This window comes from Micromonospora pisi (assembly GCF_003633685.1).
Lineage (GTDB): Bacteria > Actinomycetota > Actinomycetes > Mycobacteriales > Micromonosporaceae > Micromonospora_G > Micromonospora_G pisi.
Genome location: NZ_RBKT01000001.1, coordinates 6,948,817 through 6,967,883 on the forward strand (window position 1 = coordinate 6,948,817; position 19,067 = coordinate 6,967,883).

15 protein-coding genes and 1 pseudogene are annotated in these 19,067 nt (G+C 68.9%); 12 read left to right on the forward strand and 4 right to left on the reverse strand.

Annotated features, from left to right (window positions below):
* The first annotated feature begins 132 nt into the window (after nt 1-132).
* Nucleotides 133-6,975, forward strand: a complete 6,843-nt coding sequence (locus BDK92_RS30075) for a polymorphic toxin-type HINT domain-containing protein (protein ID WP_121159797.1) — start codon at nt 133-135, stop codon at nt 6,973-6,975.
* A gap of 11 nt (nt 6,976-6,986) precedes the next feature.
* Nucleotides 6,987-7,226, forward strand: coding sequence for a hypothetical protein (locus tag BDK92_RS38595; protein ID WP_147457160.1), 240 nt, complete (start codon nt 6,987-6,989; stop codon nt 7,224-7,226).
* Between the two features lie 281 nt (nt 7,227-7,507).
* Here BDK92_RS38595 and BDK92_RS38600 read toward each other — a convergent pair whose 3' ends face one another.
* The gene (locus BDK92_RS38600; RefSeq protein ID WP_147457161.1) at nt 7,508-7,771 is read right to left on the reverse strand and encodes a hypothetical protein; all 264 of its coding nucleotides are present in this window, start codon (nt 7,769-7,771) and stop codon (nt 7,508-7,510) included.
* A gap of 30 nt (nt 7,772-7,801) precedes the next feature.
* Between BDK92_RS38600 and BDK92_RS38605 the strand changes: the two genes are divergently transcribed.
* From BDK92_RS38605 to aroQ, 6 genes are all read left to right on the forward strand, one after another.
* Nucleotides 7,802-8,164 carry a hypothetical protein gene (locus BDK92_RS38605; RefSeq protein ID WP_147457162.1) on the forward strand — a complete coding sequence of 121 codons (363 nt, stop codon included), beginning with the start codon at nt 7,802-7,804 and terminating at the stop codon, nt 8,162-8,164.
* A gap of 172 nt (nt 8,165-8,336) precedes the next feature.
* Nucleotides 8,337-9,179: an aldo/keto reductase gene (locus tag BDK92_RS30080; RefSeq protein ID WP_121159798.1), complete on the forward strand. Its 843-nt coding sequence runs from the start codon at nt 8,337-8,339 to the stop codon at nt 9,177-9,179.
* A 305-nt stretch (nt 9,180-9,484) separates the two neighbouring features.
* A complete protein-coding gene (gene aroC / locus BDK92_RS30085; RefSeq protein WP_121159799.1) occupies nt 9,485-10,663 on the forward strand; it encodes a chorismate synthase in 1,179 nt (392 codons plus the stop codon).
* Complete coding sequence (locus tag BDK92_RS30090) at nt 10,663-11,166, forward strand: shikimate kinase (RefSeq protein WP_121159800.1); 504 nt, start codon at nt 10,663-10,665, stop codon at nt 11,164-11,166. The genes aroC and BDK92_RS30090 overlap by 1 nt, the downstream gene beginning before the upstream one ends.
* A gap of 82 nt (nt 11,167-11,248) precedes the next feature.
* Nucleotides 11,249-12,328 carry a 3-dehydroquinate synthase gene (aroB, locus tag BDK92_RS30095; RefSeq protein WP_121159801.1) on the forward strand — a complete coding sequence of 360 codons (1,080 nt, stop codon included), beginning with the start codon at nt 11,249-11,251 and terminating at the stop codon, nt 12,326-12,328.
* On the forward strand, nt 12,325-12,780 hold the full coding sequence (gene aroQ / locus BDK92_RS30100) for a type II 3-dehydroquinate dehydratase (protein ID WP_121159802.1): 456 nt from the start codon (nt 12,325-12,327) through the stop codon (nt 12,778-12,780). The genes aroB and aroQ overlap by 4 nt, the downstream gene beginning before the upstream one ends.
* On the opposite strand, the pseudogene BDK92_RS40505 reads toward aroQ, so the two are convergent.
* Both BDK92_RS40505 and mptB read right to left on the reverse strand, forming a co-directional pair.
* Nucleotides 12,688-13,911 (reverse strand): annotated as a pseudogene (locus BDK92_RS40505) (glycosyltransferase 87 family protein); the annotation flags it as partial. The gene aroQ and the pseudogene BDK92_RS40505 sit on opposite strands and share 93 nt — an antisense overlap.
* Complete coding sequence (gene mptB, locus BDK92_RS30110) at nt 13,908-15,503, reverse strand: polyprenol phosphomannose-dependent alpha 1,6 mannosyltransferase MptB (RefSeq protein ID WP_170208736.1); 1,596 nt, start codon at nt 15,501-15,503, stop codon at nt 13,908-13,910. The pseudogene BDK92_RS40505 and the gene mptB, both read right to left, overlap by 4 nt.
* 168 nt (nt 15,504-15,671) lie before the next feature.
* Between mptB and efp the strand changes: the two genes are divergently transcribed.
* Entirely contained in the window at nt 15,672-16,229 is a 558-nt protein-coding gene (gene efp, locus BDK92_RS30115; RefSeq protein WP_121159803.1) for an elongation factor P, read from the forward strand.
* Nucleotides 16,230-16,252: 23 nt separating this feature from the next.
* A complete protein-coding gene (gene nusB / locus BDK92_RS30120) occupies nt 16,253-16,663 on the forward strand; it encodes a transcription antitermination factor NusB (protein WP_211349415.1) in 411 nt (136 codons plus the stop codon).
* Nucleotides 16,664-16,762: 99 nt separating this feature from the next.
* On the opposite strand, the gene bldD is transcribed toward nusB, so the two are convergent.
* Nucleotides 16,763-17,251, reverse strand: a complete 489-nt coding sequence (gene bldD, locus BDK92_RS30125; RefSeq protein WP_121159805.1) for a transcriptional regulator BldD — start codon at nt 17,249-17,251, stop codon at nt 16,763-16,765.
* A 285-nt stretch (nt 17,252-17,536) separates the two neighbouring features.
* Between bldD and pyrR the strand changes: the two genes are divergently transcribed.
* Both pyrR and BDK92_RS30135 read left to right on the forward strand, forming a co-directional pair.
* Nucleotides 17,537-18,121, forward strand: coding sequence for a bifunctional pyr operon transcriptional regulator/uracil phosphoribosyltransferase PyrR (gene pyrR / locus BDK92_RS30130; protein ID WP_121159806.1), 585 nt, complete (start codon nt 17,537-17,539; stop codon nt 18,119-18,121).
* Nucleotides 18,118-19,044, forward strand: coding sequence for an aspartate carbamoyltransferase catalytic subunit (locus BDK92_RS30135; RefSeq protein ID WP_121159807.1), 927 nt, complete (start codon nt 18,118-18,120; stop codon nt 19,042-19,044). The genes pyrR and BDK92_RS30135 overlap by 4 nt, the downstream gene beginning before the upstream one ends.
* Nucleotides 19,045-19,067 lie beyond the last annotated feature (23 nt).

Genomic DNA, 19,067 nt, shown 5'->3' on the forward strand with positions numbered 1-19,067 from the left:
CCGCATACCCCCTGTTGGCGGAGGTTGTTGATGTTCGCTCGATCGGTCCCTGGCCATCGTTCTGGTAAGCTGCGTCGTGCCCGGTGGCAACGAACGGTTGGCGAGCGCGGCACCGTCGCTGTCGCGTACGGCATGGTCGCGGTCCTGGTGGCCGGGTTCCTGGTCGCCACGCCGCAGCCGGCGCAGGCCGCACCGACGAACCTGTCGGTGGTCCAGCCGAAGGCGGTGACGGCGAAGCCGGTCGCGGCGAAGCCGAGGCCGGCGGACATGACCCAGGGGGCCGGCAAGGCAGCCTCGGCCAAGACGGTGTGGCCGGCGGCGGGCGTCGCTGAGGCGAGCCTGATCGGGCAGAGCGCCCCCGGCACTGCCCGCGCCAACGGCGGGGACCCCCTGCCGGTGGTGGCGCGCGCGGGCTCGTTGCCGGTCTGGGTTGGCCCCGCGACGGCGAGCGCCGGCACCAACCGGGCCGCCACCACGGCGACCGCCGCCGTCTCGAGGGCGCGGGTAGAGGTGCTGGACCGGGCGAAGGTGCCGGCGGGCTGGCAGGACGGCGTGCTGGTGCGGGTGGGTCGCGCCGACGCGGTGACGGGGGCCGGCCGGGTGCAGCTCGGCGTGGACTACAGCGGCTTCGCCGGTGCCTTCGGTGCGGACTGGTCGACCCGGCTGCGACTGGTGGCATTGCCCGAGTGCGCGCTGACCACCCCGTCCGCGGCCGGTTGCCGGGGTACGGAACTGCCGTCGCGCAACGACGTCTCGGCGAAGCGGGTGTCGGCGGATGTGGAGCTGCCCGCAGCTCCCTCCACCGCCGCCGCCAACGCGTCGGGCACGCAGTCGACTGGGCAGCTGCTGGCGTTGCGGGCGGCAGCCTCGGGTGATGCCGGCAACTATGGTGCCACCCCATTGCAGTCCTCCTCGACCTGGGCGGTCGGCGGCTCGGGCGGTGAGTTCTCGTGGTCGTACCCGATGCGGGTTCCGCCAGTGCTGGGCGGCCCGGCGCCGAGTCTGTCGCTCGCCTACTCGTCGAGCGCGGTTGACGGGCGCAGCGACGCGTCGAACAACCAGCCGTCGTGGATCGGCGAGGGGTTCGAGTACACCCCGGGTTACGTGGAGCGCCGATACACCCCGTGCAGCGAGGACATGGCCGGGGAGGCGACGAACGACACGGCGACCGGTGACCTCTGCTGGGGCACCGACAACGCGGTGATGTCCCTCAACGGCCGCTCCGCCGAGCTGGTACGCGACACCGCCACCGGCCAGTGGCGACTCAAGGGTGACGACGCCTCGAAGGTCGAGCACCTGACCGGCATGACCGCCAACGGCGACAACGACGGCGAGTACTGGAAGATCACCGCTGCCAACGGGATGCAGTACTTCTTCGGCCAGCACGCGCTGCCGGGGCAGACCTCGACGACGAACTCGACCAACTGGGTCCGCGTTTACGGCAACCACCCCGGTGAGCCCTGTTACAACGCGACGTTCGAATCTGCGTACTGCAACCAGGCGTGGCGCTGGAACCTGGACTACGCCATCGACACCCACGGCAACACCATGTCGCTCTGGTACAGCCGCGACGGAAACAAGTACGCGGCGAACAACACCGACTCGAACGCGGTGATCTACCACCGGGGTTCGACGCTGAACCAGATCCAGTACGGCACCTGGGATCGTGGCGCCGCCGACCGTTCGGTGACGCCGACGGCCACGGTGGTCTTCACCGCCGCGGACCGCTGCCTGTCGGACTGCACGATCCACGACGAGGCGCACTGGCCGGACGTGCCGTGGGACCAGGAGTGCGCTGGTACGGAATGTCCGGGCAAGTACTCGCCGACCTTCTGGACCACCAAGCGGCTCGCGAAGATCACCACGCGGGTGAAGGGTGTTACCCCGGACGTCGAGTCGTGGACCCTGAACCACACCTTCCCGGACAACGGCGACTCCTCCCGCAACGGCATGTGGCTGGAGAGCGTCGCCCACTCGGGCGGCACCACCACGACCCCCGAGATCAACTTTGACTTCGTCCACCGCCCCAACCGGGTCGACACGATCGGTGACACCAAGCCGCCGCTGTACTGGATGCGGATGGGCACGATCTGGACCGAGACCGGCGGCAAGGTCTCCGTCGTCTATTCGGACCCGCAGTGTGTCGCGAACTCGGTGATGCCGGCCTCCCCGGAGACGAACACCCTCCGCTGCTACCCGGTCCTCTCCGAGAACGCCGCCACCGGGAAGACCGAGACCGAGTACTTCCACAAGTACGTCGTCAACCAGGTCATCGAGTCCGACTGGACCGGCGGCGGCACCGACGTGACCAGCTCGTACGAGTATCTCGACGGGGTGGCCTGGCGGCACACCGACGACAACGGACTGACCCCGGACAAGTTCCGCACCTGGTCCGACTACGGCGGCTACGGCCGGGTACGGATGCGCCAGGGTGACCCCGTCGGCGGGCAGCAGACCCTGACCGAGTCCCGCTACTACCGGGGCCTGCACGGCGACAAGGCGTCCCCCTCCGGCGGCACCCGTAACATCCAGATGCCCGCGATCGACCTCAACGGCGATGGTGACACCACCGACCCCGAGGACGCGCCGCAGGTCAACGACGAGGACACCTTCGCCGGACAGGTTCGCCAGCAGATCGTGTACAACGGTGTCGACACCGATCCCATCTCCACCACGGTCAACCAGGCGTGGCAGTCCGCGCCGACGGCGACCCGGGACATGGGCGACACCACCGAGTACGCCCGGTACTCCGGTGTCGACGCCACCTGGAACGCGGTCAAGCTCGACGGTGGGCGTGGCTGGCGGGTGACCAGGCAGAACAACACCTTCGACTCGTACGGCATGCCGGACACCACCACCGACTTCGGTGACCTGGCCGTTGCCGGCGACGAGATGTGCGCGGACAACACGTACGCCCGCAACACCGGCATCAACCTGCTCTCGTTGCCGTCGCGGGTGCAGACGTTCACGCTCCCCTGTGGTCAGGCGCCGACCAGTTCCGACCACATCTTCAGCGACATTCGCACCTCGTACGACAAGCAGGCCGCGGGCGTGGCGCCGACCAAGGGCGACGCCACCACGGTGGAGACGCTCAAGGACTGGACGTCGGCCGCCGGCACCACCTTCATGACCGCCTCCCGCACCACGTTCGACGTGTTCGGCCGGGCGGTCGAGGCGTACGACGCGCGGAACAACAAGACCAGCACGGCCTACACCCCCGCCTCGGGCGGGCCGGTGACCAAGGTGGCCACCACCAACCACCTCGGCTGGGTCTCCAGCCAGACCCTGGAACCGACGTTCGGCCTGCCGATCGAGACCAGCGACGTCAACAGCAAGGTCACCACCCTGAAGTACGACGGACTGGGTCGGCTGACCAAGGTCTGGCTGCCGAACCGACTGATCGCTGCGAACCCCGACTCGCCGTCGATGCAGTACGACTACCTGATCCGCAACACGGGCGGGGTCAACGCGGTCACCACGCGGACGATCAACGCCGAGGGGAATTACGTCACCTCGTACGCCCTCTCCGACGGACTGCTGCGGGGCCGGCAGACCCAGACGGCCGCCGTCTCCGGCGGTGGCACGGTCTTCACCCAGACCGACTACGACAGCGCCGGCCGGGTCGCCTACAGCGCGGGCAACCACCATGACCCCGCGTTGACCGCGGGCACCAAACTGGTCGCGATCGCGCCCTGGCAGTTCAACAGCCAGAACGTCAACGTGTACGACCGCGCGTCCCGGATCACCGACTCGATCCTGATGACCAGTGGTCAGGAGAAGTGGCGGACCCGGACGGTCTACGGCGGTGACCGCACCTACGTCACCCCGCCGAGGGGCGGCACGCCCACCACCAGCATCACCGACGCCCAGGGCAACCTGGTCGAGCTGCGCCGGCACTCCGGTGGCTCCACCAGCGGCCCCTTCGACGAGACGAAGTACAGCTACACCCGGAAGGCGCAGCTCTCCAAGGTCGTCGACGCGGCCGGCAACGAGTGGACGTACGGCTTCGACCTGCTGGGTCGCCAGATCAGCGCCGACGACCCGGACAAGGGCCTCACCACCTCCTCGTACAACGATTTCGGTGACCTGACCTCCACCAAGGACGACAACGACAAGACGCTCGTCTACACCTACGACAGCCTGGGTCGTAAGACCGGCCTGTACGAGAACGCGGTAACGACCGCCAACAAGCGTGCCACCTGGGCGTACGACCCGAGTGGCGCGAAGGGTCAGCTCGCCTCGTCGAGCCGTTGGACCGACAGTGGCGTCAACGAGTACAAGGTCGCGATCGCCGGTTACACGGCGCTGTACCAGTCCACCGGCGAGGAGTACACCATCCCCGCCAGCGAGACGGGTCTGAGCGGGTCGTACTTCTTCGGTCGCAGTTACAAGGCCGACGGCAGCAGCCTCGCCACCCAGTCCTTCCCGAACACCGCCGGGCTCGGTGGTGAGCAGCTCACCTTCACCTACGACGGCGTGACCGGGCTGCCGGAGCAGGTCCAGACGAACTGGCCGGGTGCCGGCCAGTACGTCACCAACACCGACTGGACCGCCTTCGGTGAGCTGGCGTTCGTCCAGTACCAGCAGACCGCGCAGAACTTCCTGCAACGTTCCTTCGTCTACGAGGACAGCACCCGACGGCTGCACAGCGCGAAGGCGAACCGCCAGATCGCCCCGCAGTTGCTCGCCGACGTCAACTACGAGTACGACGAAGCCGGCAACATCACGAAGATCGCGGACACGCCGGCCGGCGGGACCGCCGACACCCAGTGTTTCGGCTATGACTACCAGCGGCGACTCACCGAGGCGTGGACGCCCAGCGGCGGCAACTGCGGGACCGCACCGACCGTGGCCGGGCTCGGCGGGCCGGCACCCTACTGGCACTCCTGGACCTTCGACGAGGTCGGCAAGTCCATCGGCAACCGGGTCACCGAGACCAAGCACGCCGCCACCAACACGGTTTCGACGTACAAGTACCCGGCTGCCGGCGCCGATCGCCCGCACGCCGCCACCCAGGTCGTCACCACCGGCACCGGCGCGGGTACGAAGAACTACACCTTCGACGACACCGGCAACACCACCTGTCGGCCCAACCCGACCGCGGTCAACAACACCTGCCCGCCGGGCACCGGTAGCCAGAAGCTGACCTGGGACGTCGAGGGCCGGCTCGACACGCTGGTCGACGGCGCGACGACCAACAAGTACGTCTACGGCGCCGACGGCAATCGCCTCATCGCCCGCGACGGCACCGGCAAGACGCTCTACCTGCCGGGCATGGAGGTCCACTACACCACCAGCGGCGGCTCCACGACCGCCACCCGCTACTACAGCCACGCCGGGCAGGTGATCGGGTCACGTGCGCCCGGCACCGACATCACCTGGGTAATCGGCGATCAGCAGGGCACCCAGCAACTCGCGGTGAAGTCTGGCGACCAGGCCATCACCCAGCGGCGGCAGACCCCCTACGGCGGCCCGCGTGGCACCAACCCGGTCTGGCCCACGCCGAAGGGCTTCGTCGGCGGTGACAACGACCCGACCGGTCTGGTCCACCTCGGTGCCCGCGAGTACGACCCCGGCACCGGCCGGTTCATCAGCCTCGACCCGATCATCGATTACACCGACCCGCAGCAGATGCAGGGTTACAGCTACGCCAGCAACACCCCGGTCACGATGAGTGACCCGGATGGTCTGATGCCGCTGATCACCGAGACTCCCCAGGGCGACGCGCAGCACTACCGGGAGACCGGCGAGCGGGTCGTGATGGGCAGCAAGGGCAAGTTCACCGTCCGCAAGGAGCCGGTCCGCAAGCCCTCGCTGATCAGCTCGGACCAGGGCGGCCCCACCGATGCGGACGTCGAGCGGGCCAAGAAGATCAAGAGTGAGAGTGTCATCTCGATCATCGTGAAGGCCGGCGGGCAGATCCTGCTGGACCTGATCGGGGTCAACGACATCCTCGGCTGTATTGGCGGCAACGCCATGGACTGCGTGTTCGCGGTCGCCGGCATGCTCCCCTGGGGCAAGGCGTTCAAGCTCATCAAGGACAGCAAGCGCATCGCCGGTACGTTGGCCCGCGCCGCGAGAGCGGTCCAGAACTTCTTCGAAGAGGTCAAGTGGGCAACCAACACCCTCAAGAGGGCCGAGGATGCCGCTGAAGCCGCCGCCAAACAGGTCGACGATGCCTTCGGTAGTTGTCCGCTGCACAGCTTCGCCGCTGGTACCAAGGTCGTTACTGCCGACGGCGACGAAGTGCCGATTGAGGAACTGGACGAAGGCGACCGGGTCCTGGCGACAGACCCGGAAACCGGCAAGACCGAAGCCCGCACCGTCACCAAGACCCACATCAACAACGACACCGCCCTGACCGACCTCACCATCGTCTTCGCCGACGGCAGTAGTGAGGTGGTCAAGACCACTCAGCACCACCCGATCTGGAGCGAGACCCGCAAGGCATGGATCGGCGCTGCCGACCTGGAGACTGGGGAACACCTCCTCACCCTTGACCGCAAGCCCGCCATCGTGGACGAGGTCGCCTCCTACGCCGGCGCCGAGGTCATGTACGACCTCACCGTCGACGTCACCCACACGTACTATGTGGTGGCCGGCGACACCCCGGTACTCGTACACAACTGCGGAACTGGCCCGTCTGGACTAATCGACCTTGACGCAGCTTCTGCGTCTGGCGCAACTCTTCAAAGGGGCGGTTACTCGGTTGCTGGGCGCGCCTTGCAGAAGCATGCAGATCGCGCGGGCACCGGTTCAAATTGGCCGAGACCCGCCGGACGAGAAAACCCTCAAGGATGGAACTCGGCAGGGCAGGACATGCTCGACGATATTCTGACGAATCCTGACTCGGTCGCCCATCTAGGGTATGGTCGTGTGGGTGGTCAGTGGCAAGACACACTCGATGTTCGGCTTCCTGGTGGCCGAGGAGCACGCTTTGATCTCAATGGCAACTTCTCGGGTTTCCTCGACTAGGAGCAGCGCAAATGGCTAGCGAAGACTACGAGGGTCGTAAGATCCAAGTTGTTAGCTTCGATGACGCGACAAGCGACGAGCGTATCGTCGAGTTCATTGATCCTGCCGTGTCATCAGCAGAGTCGGTGGTCGCAGTATTCAACCGAGGTTCGGACTGGCGTGACGCGCGCGTTTCAATTAATCCGAGATTGGATGGCGTGTCGGCCGAATTCCTGATCTGGGCGTTGAACATCGCGCGTCGCGTGATGTAAGTCCATGCAAATTAGGGGCCGTCCCGCCTTCTGGGGCGGAGCTTGAGCGGGCTCGACCGGATACCGGTTGAGCCCGCCTTCCTTTCGGATCCGACGACGCTCGGCGGCATTCCGTAGCGTTGCTGCGTAATGGCGTTGTGCGTCGATGGGTGCGCTTGGTCGCCCGTGTTGCCGTCAGCGTTGCCGTCGCACGAACGCAACGTTGACATCGCGGCGCATAAGCGGCAGGCGAGTATCGTCAGTCAACACTCGCTGAGCTTGGAGGATGCTACGGCTACCGGTCATGAATTCGTCGGCGTCGGGGCGCGCGATATCAGTAACAGCAGGGGTGTTTTTTCCGGAATAAGAAAAATACTTGCGGGTTCCGTATCGATCCTGCGTCGCTTGCCGGTGCCCACCGGCCCGGTCTGTCGCATGTGCACCTCAAAGTATTCGACGAAGCCGGAAAGGCATTGGCCAATAATCACATCCCCCTTATTGGATCGTAAATGGTAATTGTCGAAGGGTAAGGCAGCGATGACCGCGCATTTGAAGCAGATACTCAATGATGTCTACGGTAGAAGAGGGTAACGGTGGTGAGCGTTTCGGGTACCCGTCGTTTCGGTGTGGAGATCTTGCTTAGCGACAAAGCCGGTTTGACTCATGTTCAGTTGGCTGGCGAGATGATTGCCGCCAACGCTGCTATAAATATCTGGTATGCCGAGAAGTTGTTGGGGGTGGTGCCTGGGGTTGAAAGGGATAAAATCACGGACCCGATTGTGGAACTTGAGAAGGAATGTAGGCGTGCCTGGGCTTCTTATCGAGATCAGGAAGACCCATTTTCGGGTGCTGGGTCAGACGCGCTTGTGCGAGCACAGGAGCGGCTCATCACCGCTATGTGGAATGTTTTGCCGCCTGAGTATCGACCACATCCCATTGCCCGCCAAGGGTTGGTCTAGCGGTATTCAAGGTGGCTGGGGTGGAGCGTTGTGCTCGACGCGGACGGTGAGCCGGCTCGGCAGGCGGCCGAGGAGCAGGTCGACTGGTCCGGCACCGCGGTTCTGGTCCCAGCCGGTTAATGGTCGTGTCGGAGGTAGCCTCGTACGGATTCCGACTCGAGGAGACTGAAGCATGACGTCATCGGCAGCGATCGCACCGACCCGACAACTGGTGAACGGGGCGAGCATCCCGCAACTCGGCCTGGGGACCTGGCCGATGTCGAACGCCGAGGCGGAGGTCGCCATCGCGCAGGCGATCGAGATCGGTTACCGCATGGTTGACACCGCCTACAAGTACGGCAACGAGCAGGGCGTCGGACGGGGGCTGCGCGCCTCCGGCGTACGTCGGGAAGATCTTTTCGTCACCAGCAAGCTCAACGGTGAGTGGCACGGTGTACGCGAGGCCCAGGAGGCGTTCGAGCAGAGCGCGGAGCGGCTCGGCGTCGACTACCTCGACCTCTTCCTGATCCACTGGCCGCTGCCGTGGCAGGACCGGTACGTCGAGGCGTTCGAGGGTCTGACCAAGCTGCTCGCCGACGGGCGGGTACGCGCCATCGGCCTGTCCAACTTCAAGCCGGCGCACATCGACCGGATCCTCGCCGCGACCGGCGTCACGCCCGACGTCAACCAGGTCGAACTGAATCCCCGGGTGACCCGGGACGCGGTCCGCGCGTACGACAGCGAGCACGGCATCGTGACCCAGTCGTGGGGGCCGATCGGCCAGGGCGGTGACCTGCTCACCCACTCCACGATCACCGAGATCGCCCAGCGGTACGGCCGCACGCCCGCCCAGGTCGTGCTGCGCTGGCACCTCGAACTCGGGCTGATCCCGATTCCGAAGACCTCCTCGCCGGAGCGGATGCGGAGCAACATCGAGGTCTTCGACTTCCGCCTCACCGAGTCGGAGGTGGCCGCACTTTCCGCCCTGGACCAGGGGGAAGAGGCCGCGACCGACTCGGACACCACCGGTCACTGACCCGCCGATCGCGGGTCGTGGCCGCTCGCCGTCGCGGGTGAGATGACCGGGAATGACCTACATGGAAGAACGTGTGCCTACACGTTCTTCCATGTACGAGGTGAACGCTTTATTCGCCTCAGCGCGGCGGCCGACACACCCCGGCCCGGGAGCCGCCCCGCAGAACAGCCGTCCGCACGACGGGACGGGGGCGGTGCGGTACGCCGAGCGGGTGGCGGCACGTGCCAGACTGGGCAACTGGCATGTGGGTGGCGTCCGGTGGGAGAAGAACCAGGGCGACCCCATCGGGAGGGGAAGGTTCTGCCTTGTTGCGCTGGTTGACCGCGGGTGAATCGCATGGCCCGGCACTGGTCGCGCTCCTCGAAGGGGTGCCCGCCGGGATCGAGGTGACCAGCGAGGAGATCATCCGGGAGCTGGCCCGCCGCCGGCTCGGCTACGGCCGGGGCGCGCGGATGTCGTTCGAGCGGGACGAAATCGAGATCATCGGTGGCGTACGCCACGGTCTGACCCTGGGCAGCCCGTTCGCCGTACGGGTCGGCAACTCCGAGTGGCCCAAGTGGCAGACCGTGATGTCGGCCGACCCGGTCGACCCGGACGAACTGGCCAGCCAGGCGCGAAACGCCCCGCTGACCCGCCCCCGCCCCGGTCACGCCGATCTCGCCGGCATGCAGAAGTACGGTCACGCCGACGCCCGGCCGATCCTGGAGCGGGCCAGCGCACGGGAGACCGCCGCCCGGGTCGCCGTCGGCACGGTCGCCAAGGCGCTGATCCGGCAGGGGCTCGGCATCGAGATCGTGTCGCACGTGGTCGAGCTCGGCTCGGTCGCGTCCAAGCCCGGCCTGCAACCCCGCCCCGAGGACGCCGAGCGGATCGACGCCGACCCGCTGCGCTGTCTTGACCCGGAGGCGAGCGCCCGGATGGTGGCCGAGGTCGACGCCGCGAAGAAGGACGCCGACACTCTCGGCGGCATCGTCGAGGTGCTGGCGTACAACGTTCCGCCGGGTCTCGGCAGCCACGTGCAGTGGGACCGCAAGCTCGACGCGCGGCTCGCCACCGCGCTGATGTCGATCCAGGCGATCAAGGGTGTGGAGATCGGCGACGCCTGGCTCCAGGCCCGGTCCCGGGGTTCCGTCGCGCACGACGAGATCGTGCCGACGGCGACCGGGGTGCGCCGGGTCACCGACCGGGCCGGCGGCCTGGAGGGTGGCATGACCACCGGAGAACCCCTCCGGGTACGCGCCGCGATGAAGCCGATCTCGTCGCTGAACCGGGCCCTCGCCACGGTCGACGTGACCACCGGCGAACCCGCCACCGCGATCAACCAGCGTTCTGACGTCTGTGCGGTCCCGGCGGCGGCAGTGGTCGCCGAGGCGATGGTGGCGCTGGTGCTGGCCGAGGCGGCGACCGAGAAGTTCGGCGGCGACTCGATCGCCGAGATCCGGCGTAACCTCGCCGGCTACCTGGACAACCTGGTGATCCGCTGATGGCCCCCGTCTGCATCCTGGTCGGCGCGCCCGGATCCGGCAAGACCAGCACCGGTCAGGTGCTCGCCGCCGCGCTCGGTGTCGCCTTCCGGGACACCGACGCCGACATCGAGACGGCCGCCGGCAAGCCGATCCCGGAGATTTTCGTGGACGAGGGGGAGGAGCACTTCCGTACCCTCGAACGCAACGCCGTGGTGACCGCGTTGGGTGAGTTCGACGGGGTGCTCGCCCTCGGCGGCGGCGCGATCCTGGCCGAGGCGAACCGGGCCGCGCTCGCCGGTCACACCGTGGTCCACCTGTCGGTGGAGCTGACCGACGCGATCCGCCGGGTCGGGCTCGGCGCGGGTCGGCCGCTGCTCGCGATCAACCCGCGCGCCACCCTCAAGTACCTGCTCGACCAGCGGCGACCGCTCTACCAGGAGGTCGCCACGCTCACCGTGATCACCGACGGGCGTACACCGGAACAGGTGGCCGAGGAGATCCTGCAACTGCTCAAGCCGTGACGCCCTTCCTTCGTCCGTCATGCGGACAGTGGGCGGGGCGGTTGCGAGGGGTTACCGCAGTAGCGGATTAGGCTCGGGCGCGATGGACGAGCTGAGAAAGATATCGATCGGCGGCGAGCGGGCGTACGACGTGCTCGTCGGCCGTGACCTGCTTGACGCGTTGCCGGGCCTGCTGCCCGGCGCGGACCGGGTTGCCGTGCTCTACGCGGCACCGCTGAAGGCGTTGGCCGACGCGCTCGCCGAACGGGTGCGCGCCGACGGCCGTACCCCGCTGCTGGTCGAGGTGCCGGACGCGGAGGCGGGCAAGAGCATCGACGTCGCCGCCCGCTGCTGGGACCGGCTGGGCGAGGCGGGCTTCACCCGTACCGATGCGGTGGTCGGGGTGGGCGGCGGCGCCGTCACCGACCTGGCCGGCTTCGTCGCCGCCTGCTGGCTGCGCGGGGTGCGCTGGGTGGCGGTGCCGACCTCGCTGCTCGGCATGGTCGACGCGGCCGTCGGCGGCAAGACCGGGATCAACACCGGGGCCGGGAAGAACCTGGTCGGCGCCTTCCATCCGCCGGCCGGGGTGCTCTGCGACCTGTCCACGCTCGACACCCTGCCGCAGGCCGACCTGGTCGCCGGGCTCGCCGAGGTGGTCAAGTGCGGGTTCATCGCCGACCCGGTCATCCTCGACCTGGTCGAGGCCGACCCGGTCGCGGCGAGGAGTCCGGCCGCGCCGGTGGTCCGGGAGCTGATCGAGCGGGCGATCCAGGTGAAAGCCGACGTCGTCTCCGGCGACCTGCGCGAGTCCGGCGTACGCGAGATCCTCAACTACGGCCACACGCTCGCCCACGCGATCGAGAAGGCGGAGGGCTACCGCTGGCGGCACGGGCACGCGGTCTCCGTCGGGCTCGTCTACGCCGCCACCCTGGCCCGGCTCGCCGGCCGGCTCGACCCGCTCACCGCCGACCGGCACCGGAGGGTGCTCGAACTGCTCGACCTGCCGACCGGCTACCGGGCCGACGCCTGGCCGGAGCTGTTGGCCACGATGCGGGTGGACAAGAAGGCCCGGGGGGCGCGGCTGCGTTTCGTGGTACTGGACGGGCTGGCCCGGGCGGCCATCCTGGAGGGGCCGGACGAGGGCCTGCTCCGGGCCGCGTACGACGAGGCGGTGGCCCGGTGACGAAGGTTTACGTCCTCAACGGCCCGAACCTCGGCCGGCTCGGCACCCGCCAGGTCGACGTGTACGGCCTGACCAGCTACGCCGGACTGGTCGAACTCTGCGAACGGACCGGGCGGGAGCTCGGTCTCGACGTCGAGGTGCGGCAGACCGACGCGGAGCACGAGTTGATCGCCTGGCTGCACGAGGCGGCCGACGAGGCGGCTGCGGTGGTGCTCAACCCGGCCGCCTGGTCACATTACTCGTACGCGGTCCGGGACGCCTGCGCCCTGCTCCGAGCCCCGCTGGTCGAGGTGCACATCTCCAACATCCACACCCGGGAGGAGTTCCGGCACCACTCGGTTGTCTCCGCGGTCGCCACCGGTGTGATCGCCGGGTTGGGCGTCGACGGCTACCGGTTGGCGCTGCTCCACCTCGCCGACCGCCTGGCGGCCGATCGGCAGGCCGACGAGTAGGGCCAGCCCGATCCAGACGTAGGCGTTGGAGCCGATCAGCCCGTCCACCCCGCTCGCGTCGTTCCACCAGAGCCAGACCACGCTGCTACAGAGCAGGACGTACGCCACGGCGGTGGCGGTGCCGAGCCGTCGCCGCCGCCGGCCCGGTCCGGCGTCCACCGCCGCGCCGCCGAGCACCGCCAGCGCGGGCAGCAGCCAGACCAGGTGGTGCACCCAGGTGATCGGACTGACCAGGCAGCCGACGATTCCGGTGAGGGCCGCACCGGCGAGCTGGTCGCCGGCGCGGGCGGCCTGGCGTACCCGGACCGCCCAGAGCACCCCGACGACGAGCACCACGGCCAGCCAGGTGCCCCGCCCCAGGTGCGGGTCCCACCGGGTCAGCACCCCCTGCAACGACTGGTTCGACACGTAGCCGAGATCACCCACCCGGTCGGTGTTCCATAGCGCTTCGGTCCAGAAGACGTACGACGAGTGGGGCGCGAGCAGGGCGGCGACGCCGGTCGCGGTGGCGGCGGTGCCGGTGGCGACCGCGGCGGCGCGCCACCGCCCGCTGAGCACCAGGTAGCCGATGAAGACCACCGGGGTGAGCTTGATGGCCGAGGCGAGGCCGATGCCGATGCCGGAAAGTCGTCCCCGACCGGTCCGGGAGACCATCACGTCGGCCAGGACGAGCATCAGCAGGAGCAGGTTGACCTGACCGAAGCTGACCGTGTCCCGGACCGGTTCGAAGATCGCCACGGCGCAGCCGGTGAGCGCGAAGGCGTACCAGCGGGGCCAGCCCCGGCGGCGGGCGATCGGGTCGAGCAGCCAGTAGATGACGAGTGCGGCCGCGGCCACGTTGACCGCGATGCTGGTCGCGATCGCCGCCGGCCAGTTCAGCAGCGACAGTGGGCTCATCACCAGCGCGGCGAAGGGCGGGTAGGTGAAGCCGTACCGGGTGCCGGGGCGCAGGTAGTCGTAGAGCTGGCCGCCGTCACGCAGCCAGTACGTCACCGCCCCCCGGTAGACACCGACGTCGAAGAAGCCCCGGTGCGCCGGGACGGTGGCCAGGAAGAGGGCGCAGAGCGCGACCAGTACGGCGACGAGCAGGACCCGGTCCCGGGTCCGGCGGGGCGTCCACGGTCGGCTCATCGGGTTCCTCTCGACGGTGACGGTGTGGGTGCCGGCCGCGGGCGGTGGGCCACGTCGTGCTCGACCGTCAGCGGCTCGGCGGCACGGCGGTGATCGGCGGCGGCAGCCGGCGCAGGCCGGAGCAGGAGGCCGGCAGCGAACCGGAGCAGCAGCAGGTACGTGGTGGTCAGGTGGCGCCCGAGTCGGGACCGGTGCCGTACGGCGAGGATCAGCAGGGCGGCGAGCCCGCCGCCGAGGAGTGCCTGACCGAGCTCTGCGATTCCGGGGGCGAACCCGTCCGGCAGGATGATCACGGCCAGCCCGGCGCAGGCGAGCGCCGCCCAGCGGCGCAGCCGGCCCTCGGCCGCGGCGGCGGCGACCGGGACCAGTCCCCAGAGCAGGTACCAGGGACGGATCGCCGGGCCGAAGAGGACCAGCGCGCCGAGGCCGAGGCCGAGGGCGTACACCGGTCCGAGTTCGTCGCGGCGTAGCCAGAGCAGCAGTCCGGCGGCGAGCGCGACGGCCAGGCCGGCCCAGCGCCAGAACGAGACCGCGTGCGGGGCGACGTCCGCGCCGATCAGCTCCAGCAGCGCCCGGGTGGCCCGCCCCAGCGCGCTGCTGAGCGACCAGTTCGCGGCGGAGACCGGGGTGTCCAGGGCGGCGATCCAGCCGTATCCGGTGCCGGCCAGGGCGGTCACCGCGACGGTGGTCCCGATCGCCACCACGGCGGTGCCGGCGAGCGCGCGCGGGGTCCGCCAGCGCCCGGCGAGCTGCCCGGCCCAGAGCGGTGCCACGAAGACCAGGGCGACCACGGCCGGCGCCTTGACCAGCGCGGCCAGTGTCAGCAGCGCGGTGCCGAGCGCGGGGTGGCGGGCCATCGCCGTGGCCAGTCCGGCGCCGAGCAGCCCGACCATCAGCGCGTCGTTGTGTGCCCCGCCGACCAGGTGGATCAGGACCAGCGGGTTGAGCACCCCGAGCCAGAGGGCGGCGGCCGGGTCGACGCCGCAGCGCCGGGCCAGGCTTGGCAGGACGGCGGCGAGCAGGAGCACCCCGGCCGCCGCGACCAGGCGCAGGCCGATCACGCCGAGGGCGAGCTGGGTGCCGGTCACCGCGGCGACCGCGGTGGCCAGGAGCAGGAAGACCGGGCCGTACGGGGTGGTGGTGTGCTGCCAGATCGCCGGGACCTCCGCCGCCAGCGGCCCACCGAGCGTGGCCGGGCCCTGCTCGTACACGTCCAGCCCGGCGCCGACCATCGCCCCCTGCGCCAGGTAGCTGTAGACGTCACGGCTGAACATCGGTGGTGCGACCAGCAGTGGCGCCGCCCACAGGGTGAGCGTGACGAGGAGCGCGCCCGGGGTCGGCGGGTGGTCGCCCCGGACCAGGCCGCCCAGTCGCCACCAGGCCGCGACCAGCAGCGCGAGTCCGAAGGAGGCGCAGACCAGGGCGGGGCCGGGGTAGTGGCGTACCTCGTCCAGGGCGACCAGGGCGGGGAAGGGGTTCCGGGAGGGCAGCGCGCCGGTTCCGGCGGCGCCGAGAGCCAGCAGGAGCACCCCGGCCACTCCCAGAGCACGGCAACGGGCGAGCGCGGAGAGGTGGGTGACCGGGTGCGGCACCCGTGCACGTTGTCAGTGAAGGATGTCTCGGATTCGGCCGTGAGTTGTCCGGGGTGTGACCGCCGCGCGTCCGCTCTCGATCAACCGCCCGTACCCGTGCCAGCGCGGAACGGTTCCCGGCAAGTAGACTTGGCGGGTCTGTCCGCCAATTGAAGATCAAGGCAGGAAATGGCCACCACCAACGACCTCAAGAACGGTCTGGTCCTCAACCTCGACGGCGAACTCTGGGCTGTCGTGGAGTTCCAGCACGTCAAGCCCGGCAAGGGCGGTGCTTTCGTCCGCACCACATTGAAGAACGTGCTGTCCGGCAAGGTCGTCGACAAGACCTTCAACGCGGGCACCAAGGTCGAGACGGCCACCGTCGACAAGCGGACCATGCAGTACCTCTACGCCGACGGCGAAGACTATGTCTTCATGGACCTGGAGACCTTCGACCAGATCCAGGTGCCTGGCGGCACCGTGGGTGAGGCGGCGAACTACCTGCTGCCCGAGGCCGAGGCGATCGTGGCCACCCACGAGGCCGTGCCGCTCTACATCGAGCTGCCGACCAGCGTGATCCTCGAGGTCACGTACACCGAGCCGGGTCTGCAGGGCGACCGTTCCACCGGCGGCAACAAGCCGGCGACGGTGGAGACCGGCGCGACCGTTCAGGTGCCGCTCTTCATCACCACCGGTGAGAAGATCAAGGTCGACACCCGCGACGGCCGTTACCTCGGCCGCGGCTGATGGCCGAGGGCCCCAAGTCGCAAATGCCCGCGCGCCGCAAGGCACGCAAACGGGCACTGGATGTGCTTTACGAGGCGGATCAGCGGGATCTGCCGCCGGTCGAGGTGCTCGCCGGGTACCTCCAGCGGCTCACCCCGCCGCCGCCGGAACACCTGGAGTACGCGATCGGTCTGGTCGAGGGGGTGGCCGGTCGGCTCGACCGGATCGACGAGCTGATCGCCAGCTACACCGAGGGTTGGACGCTGGACCGGATGCCGGTGGTCGACCGGAACCTGGCCCGGATCGCGGTCTACGAGTTGCTCTACGTCGACGAGATCGACGACGCGGTGGCGATCAGCGAGGCGGTCGAGTTGGCCAAGCAGATGTCGACCGACGACTCGCCCCGGTTCCTCAACGGGGTGCTCGGCCGGATCGCCGAGTACGCCACCCGCTGAGCGGGCCAGTCACCGTCGTACGAGGAAGGGGCGCCCGACGGGCGCCCCTTCTCGTTGTTCACGGTGCGGTGGTGCGGTGGTGCGTTCCTGCCGTCGTGCTCAGGAGGCGAAGAGCGCCCGAGGATCGGCGACGAGTACGCCGTGCTCGGTGAGCCGCTCGATCAGCCCGGAGGGGGACGAGTCGTAGACGATGGCGAGCGCGCGCAGGTCATCCGCGCGGATCGACAACACCCGACCGTTGTAGTCGCCACGCTGCTGCTGGATCGCGCGGGCATAGCGGGCGACGTACGCGAGTTCCTCGGAGGCCTCGTCGTAGAGGCGCTCCAGGTCCAGGACGATCTTGTTCGTGGGCTCGTGCCGGACCCCGCTGCCGTCCGGCAGCAGTTCCGCCACGGGCACCCGGTAGAAGTCCGCCAGCTCGGCGAGGCGCGAGACGGTGACCGCACGGTCACCACGCTCGTACGACCCGACGACGACGGCCTTCCAACGCCCGTTCGACTTCTCCTCCACCCCCTGCAGGGACAGCCCCTGCTGCTGACGGATGGAGCGCAGGCGGGCGCCCAACGACTTGGCGTATTCAGAGGGCATTCGGACACTCCCAGTGCTGGCTCGGGGATCTCCCCAGCGGTCGCTACGGAGCGTGACGGTACGGGGATTGAGACGGGTGGTCAAGTGCTCGTTACCTTCCCGTTGGCAAGATCGTGGTCACGAAGCTGAAATCTCTTCGCTGACCGGGTGGTCAGCGCCCCGCCCGGGTTCGTCGACCGGTCGCTGGTAACGTGGTGATCAGCCCCCGGCCTGACCGCATGCGGTCCGGGTCGGATCCGACATCCTTTAACGACCCGTCCAGTGAGGCGGGGAAGGAGGTCCGCCGTGGCCTTCCCGCAGGCCGCCCAACCTCCGGTGGCATCGCCACCGTCTGTGAAGGTCATCCTGACCAGCGCCGATCTGCATCGTGTGGTCGACCGGATCGCACACCAGATCCTCGAGAAGACCCAGGGTGCCGCCGACACCGTGCTGCTCGGCATTCCCACCCGAGGGGTTCCACTCGCCCGCCGGCTTGCTGCCCGGATCAGCACCTTCGAGGGCATTGACGTACCCGTCGGTGTGCTCGACATCACGCTCTACCGGGACGATCTCCGTCGGCACGCGACCCGCGCCATCGGCCCGACCGACGTGCCGCCCGGCGGCATCGACGGCAAGCGGGTGATCCTGGTCGACGACGTCCTTTTCTCCGGCCGCTCGGTCCGGGCCGCGCTGGACGCGCTGAGCGACCTGGGCCGTCCCAGTTCGGTACAGCTCGCGGTGCTGGTCGACCGAGGGCACCGGGAACTACCCATCCGGGCCGACTACGTCGGCAAGAACATCCCCACCGCGCTGGCCGAGAGCGTCAAGGTCACGCTCGCCGAGGTCGACGGTGCCGACGAGGTCAAACTGTTCGGGAGGCCAACGCTGTGATCAGGCACCTGCTCTCCGGGGCCGACCTGGACGCCACCACCGCCACCCGGATCCTGGACACCGCCGCCGAAATGGCGACGGTGGCCGGGCGCGAGGTGAAGAAGCTCCCCGCGCTGCGCGGCCGGACCGTGGTCAACCTCTTCTACGAGGACTCCACCCGGACCCGGATCTCGTTCGAGGCGGCGGCGAAGCGGCTCTCCGCCGACGTGATCAACTTCTCGGCCAAGGGGTCGAGCGTCTCCAAGGGCGAGAGCCTGAAGGACACCGCGCTGACCCTTCAGGCCATGGGTGCCGACGCCGTGGTGGTCCGGCACCCCGCCTCCGGTGCCCCGCACCGGCTGGCGAACTGGGTCGACGGGGTGGTGGTGAACGCCGGCGACGGCACCCACGAGCACCCGACCCAGGCACTGCTGGACGCGTACACCATGCGCTCCCGGCTCGGCCGGCTGGCCGGCCTCCACGTCGCCGTCGTCGGCGACGTGCTGCACAGCCGGGTGGCCCGCTCCAACGTGCTGCTGCTCTCCACCCTCGGGGCCAAGGTCACCCTGGTCGGCCCGCCGACGTTGATCCCGGTGGACATCGCCGCCGCGCTGGCCCCCGGCACCGACGTCTCGTACGACCTGGACAGCGTTCTGCCCAGCGCCGACGTGGTGATGATGCTCAGGGTGCAGCGGGAGCGGATGGCCGACTCCTACTTCCCCTCCGCGCGCGAGTACGCCCGCCGCTACGGCCTGGACGGGCCGCGCATGCGCCGGCTGCCCGAGCACGCGATCGTCATGCACCCCGGCCCGATGAACCGGGGCATGGAGATCGCCCCGGAGGTCGCCGACTCACCCCGTTCCACCATCGTCGAACAGGTCGCCAACGGCGTCTCCGTCCGGATGGCCGTCCTGTACCTGCTCCTGGGGGGAAAGAACCAGTGAACCGTCCACTTCCGGGGGGAGAT

Coding starts and splice junctions, on each gene's coding strand:
- BDK92_RS30075 (WP_121159797.1), top strand. CDS start 133: ATGGTCGCGGTCCTGGTGGCCGGGTTCCTGGTCGCCACGCCGCAGCCG.
- BDK92_RS38595 (WP_147457160.1), top strand. CDS start 6,987: ATGGCTAGCGAAGACTACGAGGGTCGTAAGATCCAAGTTGTTAGCTTC.
- BDK92_RS30080 (WP_121159798.1), top strand. CDS start 8,337: ATGACGTCATCGGCAGCGATCGCACCGACCCGACAACTGGTGAACGGG.
- BDK92_RS30090 (WP_121159800.1), top strand. CDS start 10,663: ATGGCCCCCGTCTGCATCCTGGTCGGCGCGCCCGGATCCGGCAAGACC.
- aroB (WP_121159801.1), top strand. CDS start 11,249: ATGGACGAGCTGAGAAAGATATCGATCGGCGGCGAGCGGGCGTACGAC.
- efp (WP_121159803.1), top strand. CDS start 15,672: ATGGCCACCACCAACGACCTCAAGAACGGTCTGGTCCTCAACCTCGAC.
- nusB (WP_211349415.1), top strand. CDS start 16,253: ATGCCCGCGCGCCGCAAGGCACGCAAACGGGCACTGGATGTGCTTTAC.
- bldD (WP_121159805.1), bottom strand. CDS start 17,251: ATGCCCTCTGAATACGCCAAGTCGTTGGGCGCCCGCCTGCGCTCCATC.